9 protein-coding genes are annotated in these 15,021 nt (G+C 72.9%); 5 read left to right on the top strand and 4 right to left on the bottom strand.

All coding sequences use genetic code 11. The features are described 5' to 3' along the window. Positions 1–101: 101 nt before the first annotated feature. The 4 genes from ACZ6WH_RS28290 to ACZ6WH_RS28275 form a co-directional block, all read right to left on the bottom strand. Complete coding sequence (locus tag ACZ6WH_RS28290) at positions 102–1,973, bottom strand: glycoside hydrolase family 3 protein (protein WP_469731672.1); 1,872 nt, start codon at positions 1,971–1,973, stop codon at positions 102–104. 1,791 nt (positions 1,974–3,764) lie between these two features. Then, positions 3,765–4,574 (bottom strand): sugar phosphate isomerase/epimerase family protein, encoded by an 810-nt coding sequence (locus ACZ6WH_RS28285; protein WP_469731671.1) that lies wholly within the window; start codon positions 4,572–4,574, stop codon positions 3,765–3,767. A gap of 200 nt (positions 4,575–4,774) precedes the next feature. Beyond that, complete coding sequence (locus tag ACZ6WH_RS28280; RefSeq protein WP_469731669.1) at positions 4,775–5,908, bottom strand: GNAT family N-acetyltransferase; 1,134 nt, start codon at positions 5,906–5,908, stop codon at positions 4,775–4,777. 32 nt (positions 5,909–5,940) lie between these two features. Next, entirely contained in the window at positions 5,941–7,071 is a 1,131-nt protein-coding gene (locus ACZ6WH_RS28275; RefSeq protein ID WP_469731667.1) for a LacI family DNA-binding transcriptional regulator, read from the bottom strand. A gap of 284 nt (positions 7,072–7,355) precedes the next feature. On the opposite strand from ACZ6WH_RS28275, the gene ACZ6WH_RS28270 reads away from it, so the two are divergent. From ACZ6WH_RS28270 to ACZ6WH_RS28250, 5 genes are all read left to right on the top strand, one after another. After that, positions 7,356–8,507 (top strand): Gfo/Idh/MocA family protein, encoded by a 1,152-nt coding sequence (locus ACZ6WH_RS28270; RefSeq protein ID WP_432854614.1) that lies wholly within the window; start codon positions 7,356–7,358, stop codon positions 8,505–8,507. Beyond that, the gene (locus tag ACZ6WH_RS28265) at positions 8,504–9,628 is read left to right on the top strand and encodes a dihydrodipicolinate synthase family protein (protein WP_469731665.1); all 1,125 of its coding nucleotides are present in this window, start codon (positions 8,504–8,506) and stop codon (positions 9,626–9,628) included. The genes ACZ6WH_RS28270 and ACZ6WH_RS28265 overlap by 4 nt, the downstream gene beginning before the upstream one ends. Further along, positions 9,625–10,482 (top strand): sugar phosphate isomerase/epimerase family protein, encoded by an 858-nt coding sequence (locus ACZ6WH_RS28260; RefSeq protein WP_469731663.1) that lies wholly within the window; start codon positions 9,625–9,627, stop codon positions 10,480–10,482. Before ACZ6WH_RS28265 ends, ACZ6WH_RS28260 begins: the two co-directional genes overlap by 4 nt. Before the next feature lie 372 nt (positions 10,483–10,854). Beyond that, entirely contained in the window at positions 10,855–13,098 is a 2,244-nt protein-coding gene (gene recD2 / locus ACZ6WH_RS28255) for an SF1B family DNA helicase RecD2 (RefSeq protein ID WP_469731661.1), read from the top strand. Between the two features lie 177 nt (positions 13,099–13,275). Beyond that, positions 13,276–14,565, top strand: coding sequence for a citrate synthase (locus ACZ6WH_RS28250; protein ID WP_469731659.1), 1,290 nt, complete (start codon positions 13,276–13,278; stop codon positions 14,563–14,565). Positions 14,566–15,021 lie beyond the last annotated feature (456 nt).

Below are 15,021 nucleotides of genomic sequence, written 5' to 3'. Positions count from 1 at the left end.
CCCCCGTGCGCCTGCCCCCCGTGCGCCAGTCCCTCCCTACGGGTGTCCCTCCCTACGGGTGTCCCTCCGTACGGGTGCCGCTCAGTACGACTCGGTACGACTCAGTACGACAGGCCGTGGCCGATCGGGAAGAGCTCCTTCTTCGGGGTGTCGGCGCGCATGACGGGGACCGGCAGCCGGCCCTTCGGCTCCCGGCGGCCCGCGATCACCCGGGCCGCGGCGCGCAGCTCCACATCGGTCCACGAATAGCTCGCCAGCGCCGCCTTCACGCCGCTGAGCTGCGCGATGTCGTACGGGTTGCGGATCGCCAGCTGGACCACCGGCTTGCCGGACTCCAGCAGCGCCTGCACCAGCCCGCGCTGGGTCGACCCCGCGGTGACGTTGTACGTCGCCACGACCACCGCGTCGTGCTCGGCCAGCGCCGCCACCGCCGCGTCGGTCTGCGCCTTGGTGGGCGCGGTGCCCGTGGACAGCGCGGTGGCGGTGAAGCCCAGTTCGCCGAGGGTGCGGGCGAGCACGCCGGTGGGCGGGCCGCCGGTGCCCGACGGCGCGGCCGGGTCGGCGCCGACGACCAGGACCCGGCGGGACCGGTGCCGGGACAGCGGCAGCAACTTGCCGTCGTTGACCAGCAGCGTCGTGGTGCGGTCGGCGATCCGGTCGGCGGACTTCAGATGCCGGCGCGTGCCGACCGTACGGTCCACCGCGCGGCGCGAGGTGTACGGGTTCGCGAACAGCCCGCGGCGCTCCTTCATCGCGAGGATGCGCAGCAGCTTCTCGTCGATCTCCGGTTCGCGGACCTCGCCCTTGTCCACCGCGGTGAGCACACCGTTGTACGCGGCCTTCAGGTCCGGCGGGTTCAGCAGCTGGTCGACGCCGGCCTTCAGGGCGAGCACCGCCACCCGGTCGTCGCCGTACTTCTTCCGTACGCCTTCCATGCCGAGCGAGTCGGTGACCACCACGCCCCGGTAGCCGAGGCGCTCGCGGAGCACGCCCGTGAGGATCGGGCGGGACAGCGTGGCGGGGTCCTCGCTCGCGTCGAACGCGGGCACGACGATATGAGCCGTCATGATCGAGTCGATGCCCGCCGCGATGGCCGCCTTGAACGGCGGCGCGTCCAGCCGCTCCCACTCCTCGGCGGTGTGGTGGATGTACGGCAGGCCGACGTGGCTGTCGGTGTCGGTGTCGCCGTGCCCGGGGAAGTGCTTGGCCGTCGCGGCCACACCGGCCGACTGAAAGCCCTTCACCTCGGCGGCGACGTACCGCGCAACGGCCCGCGGGTCGGCGCCGAAGGACCGTACGCCGATGACCGGGTTCGCCGGGTTGACGTTGACGTCGGCGTCGGGCGCGTAGTCCTGGCGGATGCCCATGGCGTACAGCTCGGCGCCGGCGATCCGGCCCACCGTCTCCACGTCCTCGCGCGAGCCGCCCGCCCCCAGGGCCATCGCCCCGGGGAAGAGCGTGGCGGGGGCGCCGATGCGAGCCACTATCCCGTGCTCCTGGTCCGTGGCGATGATCAGCGGCACGGGGACCCGCTGGGCGGCGCCCGCCCGCTGGATGCCGTTCGAGAGGTCGGCGATCTGGTGCGGGTCGCGGGTGTTGTGCGCCCAGGAGAAGTAGATGATGCCGCCGACGTGGTACTTGGCGATCAGCTCGGCGGCGTTGGAGACGCCGATCTCCTTGCGGTTCGTCTCGACGTCGGCGGGGTCCGGGTCGGTGGCGGAGTGCCCGTACACCCGCATCACGAAGAGCTGGCCGACCTTCTCCTCCAGGCTCATGCGGGAGACGATCGCGCGCAGGCGGTCGTGCGTGCCGCGCGGGGTGGCGGGGGCGGCGTACGCGGTGCCGGCGGGGCCGGCGGAGGTGGCAGCCGCGGCGGCGGCCGCGGCGGCAGCGGTCAGGACGGTACGTCTGGAGTGCAGCGGTCGTCTGGAGTCGAGCTGGCGTCGGGAATCGGACTGGCGTCTGGAGTGCATGTGCGCTCCTTCCGGAGGGCTTCCTCGGAGGGCTTCCTCGGTACTGGTGGCCCCATGGGGCCCGGGCGCGGCACAGGCCGCTCCGGTCCGTCCGGGCCCAGGCGTATTGGCGTATTGAAGGAAACTGCCAGGGAGACACGGATATCCGGAAAACAATTGCCGGTCAATGCCCACACGCCAACCGGGTGACCGACCACTTGAGCCACGACTCGCCCCTCCCAACGCCCCGCGACAGCCCTCGGGACGGCTCGCGGCGACGGCCGCAACGGCCTGCGGCAGCCCTCCGGACGGCGAGCGGTGACGGCCGAGACGGCTTGCGGCAGCCCTCCGGGTGGCGTGCGGCGACGGCCGAGACGCCTCGCGGCAGCGCTCCGGACGCCTCGCGGCAGCGCTCCGGACGGCTTGCGGTGACGGCTCGGGCTTGCGGTGACGGCTCGGGCTTGCGGCGACGGTCCGGGCTTGCGGCGACGGTCCGGGGAGGGGTGCGCTTGCGGAGGGGCGCGCCTGCCGGGTGCCCTGCGGGGGGGCGCCTGCGGAGGGGACGGCGGGGTGCGGAGGGGGCGGAGGGAGCGGGGCCGTTACGGGGGGCGGCGACGACCCGCCGGAGCCGGGGGTGTGCTGGAGCAGGGCGTGGGCGCGCGCCACAGGTGAGTGGGGCTGCCTGGGGGAGGCAGCTGCAGCCGCCGGCGCAGCGCCGGCGTATGAACCGGCCGCGCGGCGAGGGCGGCATACGTGCGGTTCCAGTCGTGCTGCGTGTCGGTGTGCCTGCGGTTCCAGTCGCGCTGCGCGTCGATCAGGTCCTGAGGAGTCGTCAGGGGGCCGCCCCCCCGCCGGGCCGGGCGGGGCCGCTACGGCCGGAGCCGGGGGTGGCTCCGGCCGGAGGGAGATCCGCCACCGGCGCGTGAGGAGGGGGGTGCGCCGGTGGCGGTGTGCTGCCGGCCGCAGGCGGTGGAGAGGGTGGTCAGCGACGCAGCCAGCAGCGAGGCCGACACCGCTTTGCGGAGACTCACCGGCAGCACGTCGTTGTGACGGGCCGACGACGCGCCGGGTTCCCCGGAACGCCCCCATGCCGCCAGATTGGTACAGATTGGTACCACTGACACTCGGTGGACCTACCACCCGGTCCCACCGACCCCAACCACCCGCTTCCGGCGCTGCTCAACCGGGCCCTGCGGCCCCGCCCCGACGCTGCTCAGTCGGGCCCCCGCGGGCCCCGCCCGAACACTGCTCAGCCGGGCCCCGCAGCCCCGCCCCCCGCGCAGCCCACCCGGGCCTCGCTGCCCCGCCCCCGGCGCGGCTCGGTCGGGGCCCGCGGCCCTGCCCGGACGTTGCTCAGGCGGGGCCCGGGCCCCGCCTCGACGCTGCTCGGCCGGGCCTCGCCGCCCTGCCCCGGCGCTGCTCAGCCGGGCCCCGTGGCCCCGCCTCGACGCTGCTCGGCCGGGCCTCGCCGCCCTGCCCCGGCGCTGCTCAGCCGGGCCCCGTGGCCCCGCCTTGACGTGGCTCGGCCGGGGCCTGGCGCCCTGCCCCGGCGCGGCTCTTCCGGGCCCGTCGTCCCGCCCGACGCCGCTCAGCTGGGCCTCGCCGCCCTGCCTCGACGCTGCTCAGTCGGGCTCCGCGGCCCGGACACTGCTCAGCCCGGCCCTGACGCCCCGCCCCCGACACGGCTCGGTCGGGCCCGACGCCCCGGCCCGGTGCGGCTGGCCTCGCTGTCCCGCCTCGCCGTCCCGCCTCGACGCAGCTTGGCCGGGCCCTGTCCCTCTGCCCAGCCGTCGTTCCGTCCGGCCCGCGGCTCTACTTCCCGGCCACCTGCAGCAGGTGGTCCAGGTGTTCCCGGCCGGCGTGGAGCAGGTCGGGGAGCGGGGGCGCCGACGGGTACCACCGCTTCTCGTACTCCCAGCACAGCCACCCGTCCCAGCCGTCCCCGACGAGCGTTCCCAAACAGTCGGCCAGCGGCAGCACCCCGGCGCCGAGCGGCAGCGGCGTCCTGTCCTCGGCCGAGGCGATGTCCTTCACCTGTACGTAGCCCAGATGCGGCGCGAGCACGGCCTGCGTGGTGGTCGGGTCCTCGCCGCCCAGCCAGGTGTGCATCACGTCCCACAGCGCCCCGACCGACCCGTGCCCCACCGGCCCGAGCACCTGCGCCGCAGCAGCCCCCGTGCGGTGCGAGTCATGGGTCTCCAGCAGCACGGTCACCCCGCGGTCCGCGGCGAGCGGAGCGACGGCCCCGAGCCGGCGGGCGGCGTCCGCGTCGGCCTCAGCGGCCGGCCGGTCGCCCCCGCCGGGGAACACCCGTACGTACGAGGCGCCCAGGTCCGCCGCCAGTCCGACCAGCCCCGCCAGCTCGTCGGCCAGCGCCGCCTCGCCCGCCTCGTCCTGGGCCTCGGCGACCTTGGCGTACCCGGCGACGGTCAGGATCTCCACCCCGGCGTCCGCGAACTCCCGGGCCACCTCGGCACGCTCCTGAGCGCCCAGCCCCGTGTGCACCGGTTCCTCCGGATGGGCGCGCAGCTCCACCCCGTGGTACCCGGCGTCGACGGCGAGCCGGATCACGTCGCGCACCGGCATCCCGGGCACGCCCAGCGTCGAGAAGGCGAATCGCATAGCCCTACAGCCCTACCTTTCGCAGCACTTCGAGACGGCACTTCCAGAGAGCCCCGACAAGCTCCGGCTCCCCCCGGGGGCCCCTGCCTCCAGCTCCCGGCCCGCAGCTCGCCGCTTTCTGCTCCCAGTTTTCTGCCTCTGACACTCACCGGTACCCGGTACCTCGTCACCCACCCCCCCGGAACCGCCGTCCGGGCCCCTCACAGGGGCAAACGCCAGTCCTGCCCCACCAGGTCCTGCCCGAAACTGCGGTGCGGCCGCTCGGCGACCAGCTCGAACCCGGCGCGCTCGTAGATCCGCCGGGCGGACGTCAGCACGCTGTTGGTCCACAGCACCAGCTCGTCGTACCCGGCTTCCCGGGCGAAGTCCGTGCAGGCCGCCACCAGCCGCTCGCCGATGCCGTGCCCCCGCGCCTCCGGCTCCACGAGCAGCAACCGCAACCGGGCCCTGCGTATGCGTCCCGCCCCCTCCCCGTCCGCGCTCTTCCCGTGCGGGTCCTCCGCGCCCCCGTCCCCGGTCGCGTGTCCCGAGCCGTCCTCACCGTGCGCGGGCTCCGTGTCTGCCCTCTCCCCGTCCGCGTCCTCCGGTTCGTCCCGTACGCACAGCACCTGGCCGGCCCGATTGCCGTCCAGCTCGGCGATCCAGGCGCGGTCCCAGCGGGGGTCGAAGTGTGCGGCGAAGTCGGCGACGATCCGGGCCACCAGCGCCTCGTAGGAGAGGCCGAAGCCGTACTCGCGCGCGTACAGCTCGGCATTGCGCTGCACCATCCAGCCCAGGTCACCCGGGCGCGTGGTCCGCAACGTCACACGACCGGAGGCGGCTGGCGGCGCCTCCGCCCCACACCCGGGCCCCTCCACCCGGCCCCGCTCCGGGCCCTGCCCCTCTTCCCGGTTCTGCCCCCGTTCCCGGTCCGTGTCGCCGAGGACTTCGCGGATCGTCGCCATGGACTCCGTCAGCCGGGCGCGGTCCCGGTCCCGCACCTTGTCCAGGAGCCGGCCCGCCGTGTCCTGCGACCGCTCCTCCAGCACCGACGCCGCCTCCCGGCCGTGCGGGGTGAGGGCGATGCGCTGGCGGCGCGAGTCCTGCTCCGAGCGGCCGCGGGTGATCAGCTCGCGCTCCTCGAACTTGCCCAGCAGGCGGCTGAGGTACCCGGCGTCCAGGGAGAGCGCCACCCGCAGATCCGCGGCGTCCACCTGATCCTCGGTGTGGGCCAGCTCGTACAGCAGGCGGGCCTCGGTGAGGGTGTACGGGCTGTAGAGGTGGCGGCCGTAATCGAGCGCGCCGATGAGATTGGTGTAGAAGCGGTTGAAGCGACGGAACTCCTGGACGGTCATGGCATCCCCCAAAAACCTTGACTGAGTCAAGGTTAGGGCGGAGCCGTCGAATTGCGTATCACCAATTCGGATGAAAGCAGGGTGACGCCGGCTGACGGCGCCGGCTCCCGGCCCATCGCCAGCCGGCCGGCCAGCGCCCCGGCGTTGCCCAGCGGCAGCCGGACGGTCGTCAGCGCCGGTACCGCGTCCGCGCTGAACGGCAGATCGTCGAAACCGGCGACCGAGACGTCCTCGGGTACCCGCAGCCCGCGCTCGCGCAGCGCCGCGCAGACGCCGAGCGCGACCGTGTCGTTGGCCGCGACGACGGCGGTCAGGCGGTCGTCCCGCCGGAGGAGTTCGTGCGCCGCCGCGTACCCCGAGGCCCGGTCGTAGGCGCCGTGCACCGTGCGGCCGGGGACGTCCTCGACGCCGTGCGCGGCGAGTGCCGCGCGGTGGCCCTCCAGCCGGTGCCGGGTGGTGGTGAGCCGCTCGGGACCGGCGACGCAGCCGATGCGGCGGTGGCCCAGTTCGATCAGATGCTCCGTCAGCGCCCGCGCGCCGCCCCGGTTGTCGAACGCGACGGTCAGCGGGGCGGGGCCGGCCTCCACGGCACGTGCCGCCGCGCGGCCACCCGCCCGCCGGCCGTTCGCCGCCGGCGCCTCTGCCGCGCGGCCCTCCGCGGCCGCCTCCGCCGGCAGGGGCGGGCGGCCGCACAGCACGACCTGGGTGCCCGCCGCGGCCAGCCGGGCGATACGGGCCGCCAGCGCCGCCGTGTGGACGGGGTCCTCGACGGCGCCGCCGGTCAGCACCACGGCGCCGGCCCGTTGCCGGTGCAGCAGCGTGAGGTATGTCAGCTCGCGCTCCGGGGAGCCGCCGGTGTTGCAGACGACGGCCAGCTTCTCGCCGCCGGGTCCGCCGCCGCCGCTCATCTCGGTCTGCACGGCGCTGGCGAGCACGCCGAAGAACGGGTCGGCGACGTCGTTGACGAGGATGCCGACCAGGTCGGAGGTGGCCGCGGCGAGCGCGCTGGCCGGGCCGTTCGCGACGTACTCCAGCTCCGCGACGGCCCGCAGCACCCGGTCGCGAGTGGCCTCGGCCACCGGGTAGTTGCTGTTCAGCACGCGCGAGACGGTCGCCGCCGAGACTCCCGCCCGCGCGGCGACGTCCGCCAGTGTCACGGTCATGATCGCTCCCCGTCCCGTCCCGCGGCGCCACGCACGGCGTCGCCCCTCTTGTGGCGTCTCGCGTCGCAGGCTAGCTTCTCTCGCGATGGAAAGCGCTTTCTATGCGGACGGGGTGAGCAACTCCGAACGCTGGGCGTCCATGCGTGCCCGTGCCTGTCCGGCACCGCCGACCGAACGTCGCGGGGTGCCCGCGCACGCGTCCGGCCGCGCTTTCCCGTGCGCTGTCCGTTCGCGGACCACGTGGGCCGCGACAGGTACCACCGGTTGATGTGAGGGGTCGGGTTGTGACACGCAAGACCGTACGGATCGCCATGAACGGCGTGACCGGGCGTATGGGATACCGCCAGCACCTGCTCCGCTCGATCCTCGCCCTGCGCGAGCAGGGCGGCCTGGACGCGGGCGGGGGCACGGTGATCTGGCCGGAACCGGTCCTGGTGGGCCGCGCGGAGCACAAGCTCGCGGCCCTCGCCGACCGGCACGGCCTCACGGAGTGGACCACCGACCTGGACGCCGTGCTGGCCGACGACAGCATCGACATCTACTTCGACGCGCAGGTCACCGCCGCACGAGAGGAGGCGGTCAAGAAGGCGATCGCCGCCGGCAAGCACCTCTACGTGGAGAAGCCCACCGCCACCGGGCTGGCCGGCGCCCTCGAACTGGCGCGCCTGGCCCGCGAGGCCGGCATCAAGAGCGGCGTCGTCCAGGACAAGATCTTCCTGCCCGGCCTGCTGAAGCTGAAGCGGCTGGTCGAGGGCGGCTTCTTCGGGAAGATCCTGTCCGTACGGGGGGAGTTCGGCTACTGGGTCTTCGAGGGCGACTGGCAGGAGGCGCAGCGCCCCTCGTGGAACTACCGGGCCGAGGACGGCGGCGGCATCGCGACGGACATGTTCCCGCACTGGGAGTACGTGCTCCACGAGTTGTTCGGGCCCGTGCGCACCGTCCAGGCCCACCTGGCCACCCACATCCCGCGCCGCTGGGACGAGGCGGGCAAGCCGTACGAGGCCACCGCCGACGACGCCGCGTACGGGATCTTCCAGCTGGAGGGCGGCGCGGTCGCGCAGATCAACTCCTCCTGGGCGGTGCGCGTCAACCGGGACGAGCTGGTGGAGTTCCAGGTGGACGGCACCGAGGGGTCGGCCGTCGCGGGTCTGCGCCGCTGCCGGGTCCAGCACCGTTCGGCGACCCCGAAGCCGGTCTGGAACCCGGACCTGCCGGCCACGGAGGACTTCAGGACGCAGTGGCAGGAGGTCCCCGACAACGCCGAGTTCGACAACGGCTTCAAGGAGCAGTGGTCGCTCTTCCTGCGCCACGTGGTGCTCGACGAGCCGTGGCGGTGGGACCTCATGGCCGGCGCCCGCGGCGTACAACTGGCCGAGCTGGGCATCCGCTCGGCCGAGCAGGGGCGCCGCCTGGACGTACCGGAGCTGAGCCTGTGAGCGCCGCACCAGGAGGCCCTGCGAACGCCGCGCACCGAGGGGCCGCGCCCTTGACGTCCCGTACCGTCTTCGCCGCGGCGCACGTGGTCGCCGACCCGAACGCCGACACCACCCCCGACGGGCCGGCCGTCCTCGACTGGGACGCCACGCTCGCCTTCCGCCGCCACCTCTGGTCGCACGGCCTGGGGGTCGCCGAGGCCATGGACACCGCGCAGCGCGGCATGGGCCTGGACTGGGCGACCGCCGCCGAGCTGATCCGGAGGTCGGCAGCCGAGGCCCGGTCCGTCGGCGGCCGGATCGCCTGCGGCGTCGGCACCGACCAGCTCGCGCCCGGAGGTGCGGGCCTGTCGGACGTACGCGACGCCTACGAGGAGCAGCTCGCCGTCGTCGAGGAGGCCGGCGGGCAGCCGATCCTCATGGCATCACGGCAACTGGCGGCGGCCGCGACGGGCCCGGAGGCGTACGGGGAGCTGTACGGCGACCTGCTCCGGCAGAGCAGCGAGCCGGTCATCCTGCACTGGCTCGGGCCGATGTTCGACCCGGCACTGGCGGGCTACTGGGGCAGCGACGACCTCGACGCGGCCACCGAGACGTTCCTGCAGATCATCGCCGAGCACCCGGACAAGGTCGACGGCGTGAAGGTCTCGCTGCTCGACGCGGACCGTGAGGTCGCGCTCCGCCGCCGCCTACCGGACGGGGTGCGTTGCTACACGGGGGACGACTTCCACTACCCCGAACTGATCGCCGGTGATCAACGCGGCTTCAGCCACGCCCTGCTGGGCATCTTCGATCCGCTCGCGCCGCTGGCCGCCGAGGCGGTGCGACTGCTCGACACGGGGGACACCACCGCGTTCCACAAGGTGCTCGACCCGACGGTGGAGCTGTCGCGGCACCTCTTCGAAGCGCCGACCCGCTACTACAAGACCGGCGTGGTGCTGCTCGCCTGGCTCTCGGGCCACCAGTCGCACTTCACGATGGCCGGCGGCCTGCAGTCCGCCCGCTCCCTGCCCCACCTGCGCCGGGCGTACGAACTGGCCGACGGGCTCGGTCTGTTCCCCGACCCCGAGCTGGCCCGCGACCGCATGGCGAAGCTGACCGCCGTACTCGGAGGAGACGCATGACCGGCCCCGGAACGCGGGACGATCTCGCGCGCCTCAGTCTCAACCAGGAGACCGTCAAGCAGTGGTCGCTCCCGGAGCTCGCGGACGGCTGTGCGGCGGCCGGGCTGCGCCACGTGGGCCTGTGGCGCGAGCCGGTACAGAAGTACGGCGTCGAGGCGGCCGCGAAGCTCGTACGGGACGCCGGACTGACCGTCACCAGCCTGTGCCGCGGCGGCTTCTTCACCGCCGCCGACCCCGAAGCGCGCGCCGCAGCGCTGGACGACAACCGTGCCGCGGTCGACGAGGCTGCGGCGCTCGGCACGGACACGCTCGTGCTGGTGTCCGGCGGGCTCCCGCCCGGCAGCCGCGACCTGCGGGGTGCCCGGGAGCGGGTCGCCGAGGCACTGGCCGAGCTGGGGCCGTACGCCGCGGAGCGGGGCGTACGGCTGGCGATCGAGCCGCTGCACCCGATGTATGCGTCGGACCGCTGTGTCGTCTCCACGCTCGCCCAAGCGCTGGACCTCGCCGAACGGTTCCCCGCCGAGCAGGTCGGGGTGGTCGTGGACACGTACCACCTGTGGTGGGACGACACGGCAGGGGCGGGGATCGACCGGGCGGGGCGCGGCGGGCGGCTCGCGGCGTTCCAGCTCGCGGACTGGGTGACGCCGCTGCCCGAAGGCGTCCTGCTGGGCCGCGGGCAGCTCGGGGACGGCGCCGTGGACCTGCGGTGGTTCCGTGAGCGGACCGAGGCGGCGGGGCACACCGGTCCCATCGAGGTCGAGATCTTCAACCCGGCCCTGTGGGCGCGGGACGGGGCCGAGGTGCTGGCCGAGGTGATCGCCCGCTACCGGAAGCACGTACTGCCGGAGACGTGACGCGCACCGCCGCCGGCGGGACACGCGTAGGCCCGTGAGGAGCCGGGCGTGCGCGGGGCTCGTGGCGGCGGTGAACGCGCCGTGTGCGCCGTGCGTCCGGGCGCGGGCCGTGACAAGAACTGCGCCGAAAGAGGAGCGGAACGACGCAACCGTTCCGCCCCGTGGAGGGTCGTACAGGGCATCAGTGCCCGTGGGGGGAGTTCCGGGGGGATGACCGGGCGCCGATGAGGAGGGGGAACCCGAGGGGGGAATCGAGGGGCCCGGCAGCGCCGGGCCCCTCGAAGTGACCGCTCCGGCACCGGCCGTGCGGACCGGAACCGGGTTTTCCACAGGCCCCCGGGCCGTGTCCGACCCCGGCGGTACCGTCGGACCATGCAGCGATCGCACGGGGGAGGGCCCGGACATCCCGGAGGACTTGCCGTCGTCGAAGGCGTCCTGGAGCGGATCACCTACGCCAACGAGGAGAACGGCTATACCGTCGCGCGCGTCGACACCGGCCGCGGTGGCAACGACCTGCTGACGGTCGTCGGCGCGCTGCTCGGCGCCCAGCCCGGCGAATCGCTGCGCATGGAGGGCCGCTGGGGCTCCCACCCCCAGTACGGCCGCCAGTTCACCGTCGAGAACTACCGGACGGTCCTGCCCGCCACCGTCCAGGGCATCCGCCGCTACCTCGGCTCCGGCCTGATCAAGGGCATCGGCCCGCGCATCGCCGACCGCATCACCGAGCACTTCGGCACGGACACCCTCGACGTCATCGAGCAGGACCCGAAGCGGCTCATCGAGGTGCCGGGGCTCGGCCCGAAGCGGACGAAGATGATCGGCGCGGCCTGGGAGGAGCAGAAGGCCATCAAGGAGGTCATGGTCTTCCTCCAGGGTGTCGGGGTGTCGACCTCCATCGCGGTGCGCATCTACAAGAAGTACGGCGACGCCTCCATCTCCGTCGTACGCAACCAGCCGTACCGCCTCGCGGCCGACGTCTGGGGCATCGGCTTCCTGACCGCGGACCGCATCGCCCAGTCGGTCGGCATCCCGCACGACAGCCCGGACCGGGTGAAGGCCGGCCTGCAGTACGCGCTGTCCCAGTCCACCGACCAGGGGCACTGCTTCCTGCCCGAGGAGCAGCTGATCGCCGACTCCGTGAAGCTGCTCCAGGTCGACACCGGCCTGGTGATCGAGTGCCTGGCGGAGCTGGCGGCGGACCCGGAGGGCGTCGTACGGGAGACGGTGCCGGCGCCGGACGGCGGGGACCCCGTGACAGCCGTCTACCTGGTCCCCTTCCACCGCGCCGAGCTGTCCCTGGCCGGGCGGCTGCGGCGGCTCCTGCGCACCGAGGAGGACCGGATGCCGGCCTTCCGCGACGTCGCCTGGGACAAGGCGCTGGCGTGGCTCGCGGACCGCACGGGGGCGCAGCTCGCGCCCGAGCAGGAGGCGGCCGTGAAGCTGGCGCTGACCGAGAAGGTCGCCGTGCTCACCGGCGGCCCCGGCTGCGGCAAGTCCTTCACGGTCCGCTCGGTGGTGGAGCTGGCCCGCGCCAAGAAGGCGAAGGTGGTGCTGGCGGCGCCGACCGGACGGGCCGCCAAGCGGCTCTCGGAGCTGACCGGCGCGGAGGCCGCCACGGTGCACCGGCTGCTGGAGCTGAAGCCCGGCGGGGACGCCGCGTACGACCAGGACCGCCCGCTGGACGCCGACCTGGTGGTGGTCGACGAGGCGTCGATGCTGGACCTCCTGCTCGCCAACAAGCTGGTCAAGGCCGTGCCCCCGGGCGCCCACCTGCTCCTCGTGGGCGATGTCGACCAGCTGCCGTCCGTGGGGGCCGGTGAGGTGCTGCGCGACCTGCTCGCGGAGGGCGGCCCGGTGCCGGCCGTACGGCTGACCCGGATCTTCCGGCAGGCACAGCATTCGGGCGTGGTGACCAACGCGCACCGCATCAACGCCGGCACCCCGCCGGTCACGACCGGGCTGGCGGACTTCTTCCTCTTCCCGGAGGAGGGCACCGAGGAGGCCGGGCGGCTGACGGTCGACGTGGCGGCCCGGCGGATTCCCGCGAAGTTCGGCCTGGACCCGCGCCGGGACGTCCAGGTGCTGGCCCCGATGCACCGCGGCCCGGCCGGTGCCGGGGCGCTGAACGGCCTCCTGCAGCAGGCGGTCACCCCGGCGCGCCCCGACCTCCCCGAGCGCCGGTTCGGCGGCCGGGTTTTCCGCGTGGGCGACAAGGTCACCCAGATACGGAACAACTACGAGAAGGGCCGCAACGGCGTCTTCAACGGCACGGTCGGCGTGGTGACCTCCCTCAGCGTCGAGGAGCAGCGCCTGACGGTCCGCACCGACGAGGACGAGGAGGTGCCGTACGACTTCGACGAGCTGGACGAATTGGCCCACGCGTACGCGGTGACGATCCACCGTTCGCAGGGAAGTGAGTACCCGGCAGTGGTGATTCCTGTCACGACAGGGGCGTGGATGATGCTGCAGCGCAATCTTCTCTATACGGCAGTTACCCGGGCAAAGCGATTGGTGGTGCTGGTGGGGTCCCGCAAGGCCCTGGGCCAAGCGGTGCGGACGATATCGGCGGGTCGCAGGCACACCGCGCTGGATCACCGGCTTGGCGGCACGATGTGAGGTGTCACCCCTTTCCCCTTTGGGGCGAAGGGGAGCAAGATGGGGCAGCTGGGCGGCACTGAGTGCCGCGTTAAGGCCCTATGGCCGACCCCGAGTGCACAGGCAAGGTCCAAATGGGGGAAGGTATAGGCAGTCAGGGCACCTCGAAGAAGAGGCACAACGTCGGTGAGGGATGACGTGAGCGACAACTCTGTAGTACTGCGTTACGGGGACGGCGAATACAGCTACCCGGTCGTCGACAGCAGCGTCGGCGACAAGGGCTTCGACATCTCGAAGCTGCGCGCACAGACCGGTCTGGTGACCCTGGATTCCGGTTACGGCAACACGGCCGCGTATAAATCCGCGATCACCTATCTCGACGGTGAAGCGGGCATTCTCCGGTACCGCGGTTACCCGATCGAGCAGCTCGCGGAGCGCAGCTCGTTCATCGAGACCGCGTACCTGCTCATCAACGGCGAGCTGCCGACCGTCGATGAGCTGTCGTCCTTCAAGCAGGACATCACGTACCACACGCTGCTCCACGAGGACGTCAAGCGCTTCTACGACGGCTTCCCGCGGGACGCCCACCCGATGGCCATGCTGTCCTCGGTCGTCAGCGCGCTGTCCACCTTCTACCAGGACAGCCACAACCCGTTCGACGAGCAGCAGCGGTACCTCTCCAGCATCCGCCTGCTGGCCAAGCTGCCGACGATCGCGGCGTACGCGTACAAGAAGTCGGTCGGCCACCCGGTCGTCTACCCGCGGAACGACCTCGGCTACGTCGAGAACTTCCTGCGCATGACCTTCTCGGTGCCCGCCGCCGAGTACGAGCTGGACCCGGTCGTCACCAGCGCCCTGGACAAGCTGCTGATCCTGCACGCCGACCACGAGCAGAACTGCTCGACGTCGACCGTGCGCCTGGTCGGCTCCTCGCAGGCGAACCTCTTCGCCTCGATCTCCGCCGGCATCAACGCGCTGTGGGGCCCGCTGCACGGCGGCGCCAACCAGTCCGTGCTGGAGATGCTGGAGGGCATCCAGCGCGACGGCGGCGACGTCGACACCTTCATCCGCAAGGTGAAGAACAAGGAAGACGGCGTGAAGCTCATGGGCTTCGGGCACCGCGTCTACAAGAACTTCGATCCCCGGGCGAAGATCATCAAGGCGGCGGCGCACGACGTCCTCTCCGCGCTCGGCAAGTCCGACGAGCTGCTGGACATCGCGCTGAAGCTCGAGGAGCACGCGCTGGCCGACGACTACTTCGTCGAGCGCAAGCTCTACCCGAACGTGGACTTCTACACCGGCCTGATCTACCGGGCCATGGGCTTCCCGACCGAGATGTTCACCGTGCTCTTCGCGCTCGGCCGGCTCCCCGGCTGGATCGCCCAGTGGCACGAGATGATCAAGGAGCCGGGCTCCCGCATCGGCCGTCCGCGCCAGATCTACACCGGCGTGGTCGAGCGCGACTTCGTCCCGGTCGAGCAGCGCTGACACCGGACGCTCCGCAGACCGGTCCGCAGGGCGGGCCGGTCTCCTGCGTGCGGCGGCCACGAGCCCGGCGGGCTCCCCGGCCGTCAGGGCCCGGCCGGCGGCCGTGGCCCCGCGTCGTGAAGACGGAAACGTCGCGAAGGCCGAAGTGTCATGAAGGCGAAGGCGTCGCGAAAGCGGAAAGCGCCCCTCGCTCCAGATCCCCCCACGGGTCCGGAGCGGGGGGCGCTTCCCTTTCCCGGTTCGGATTCCCCCCACGGGATCCGTCCGGGCGTCCATTGAGGGCACCCTGCGCTACTGCCTTACGCGATCTGCCGGGACGCGCACGTACGGGAGGGCCGCTCAAAGCTCCCCGGGCACGTCGCCCCGGCTACGCGTAACCGGACGAAGTCCCCCAAGACCGGTCCGGTTGTCGAGTACAAGCCCCGCCGGGGTGCTTGTACTGCACGGTTAGACTCA

Source organism: Streptomyces sp. NPDC050806 (genome assembly GCF_055586425.1).
The sequence above is the reverse complement of the archived record's forward strand: the minus strand, read 5'-3'. Positions and strand labels throughout refer to the sequence as shown.

Bases quoted from the DNA above. Each gene is read 5' to 3' on its own strand.
- ACZ6WH_RS28280 (WP_469731669.1), bottom strand. From the start codon at position 5,908: ATGACCGTCCAGGAGTTCCGTCGCTTCAACCGCTTCTACACCAATCTC.
- ACZ6WH_RS28285 (WP_469731671.1), bottom strand. From the start codon at position 4,574: ATGCGATTCGCCTTCTCGACGCTGGGCGTGCCCGGGATGCCGGTGCGC.
- recD2 (WP_469731661.1), top strand. From the start codon at position 10,855: ATGCAGCGATCGCACGGGGGAGGGCCCGGACATCCCGGAGGACTTGCC.
- ACZ6WH_RS28275 (WP_469731667.1), bottom strand. From the start codon at position 7,071: ATGACCGTGACACTGGCGGACGTCGCCGCGCGGGCGGGAGTCTCGGCG.
- ACZ6WH_RS28290 (WP_469731672.1), bottom strand. From the start codon at position 1,973: ATGCACTCCAGACGCCAGTCCGATTCCCGACGCCAGCTCGACTCCAGA.
- ACZ6WH_RS28260 (WP_469731663.1), top strand. From the start codon at position 9,625: ATGACCGGCCCCGGAACGCGGGACGATCTCGCGCGCCTCAGTCTCAAC.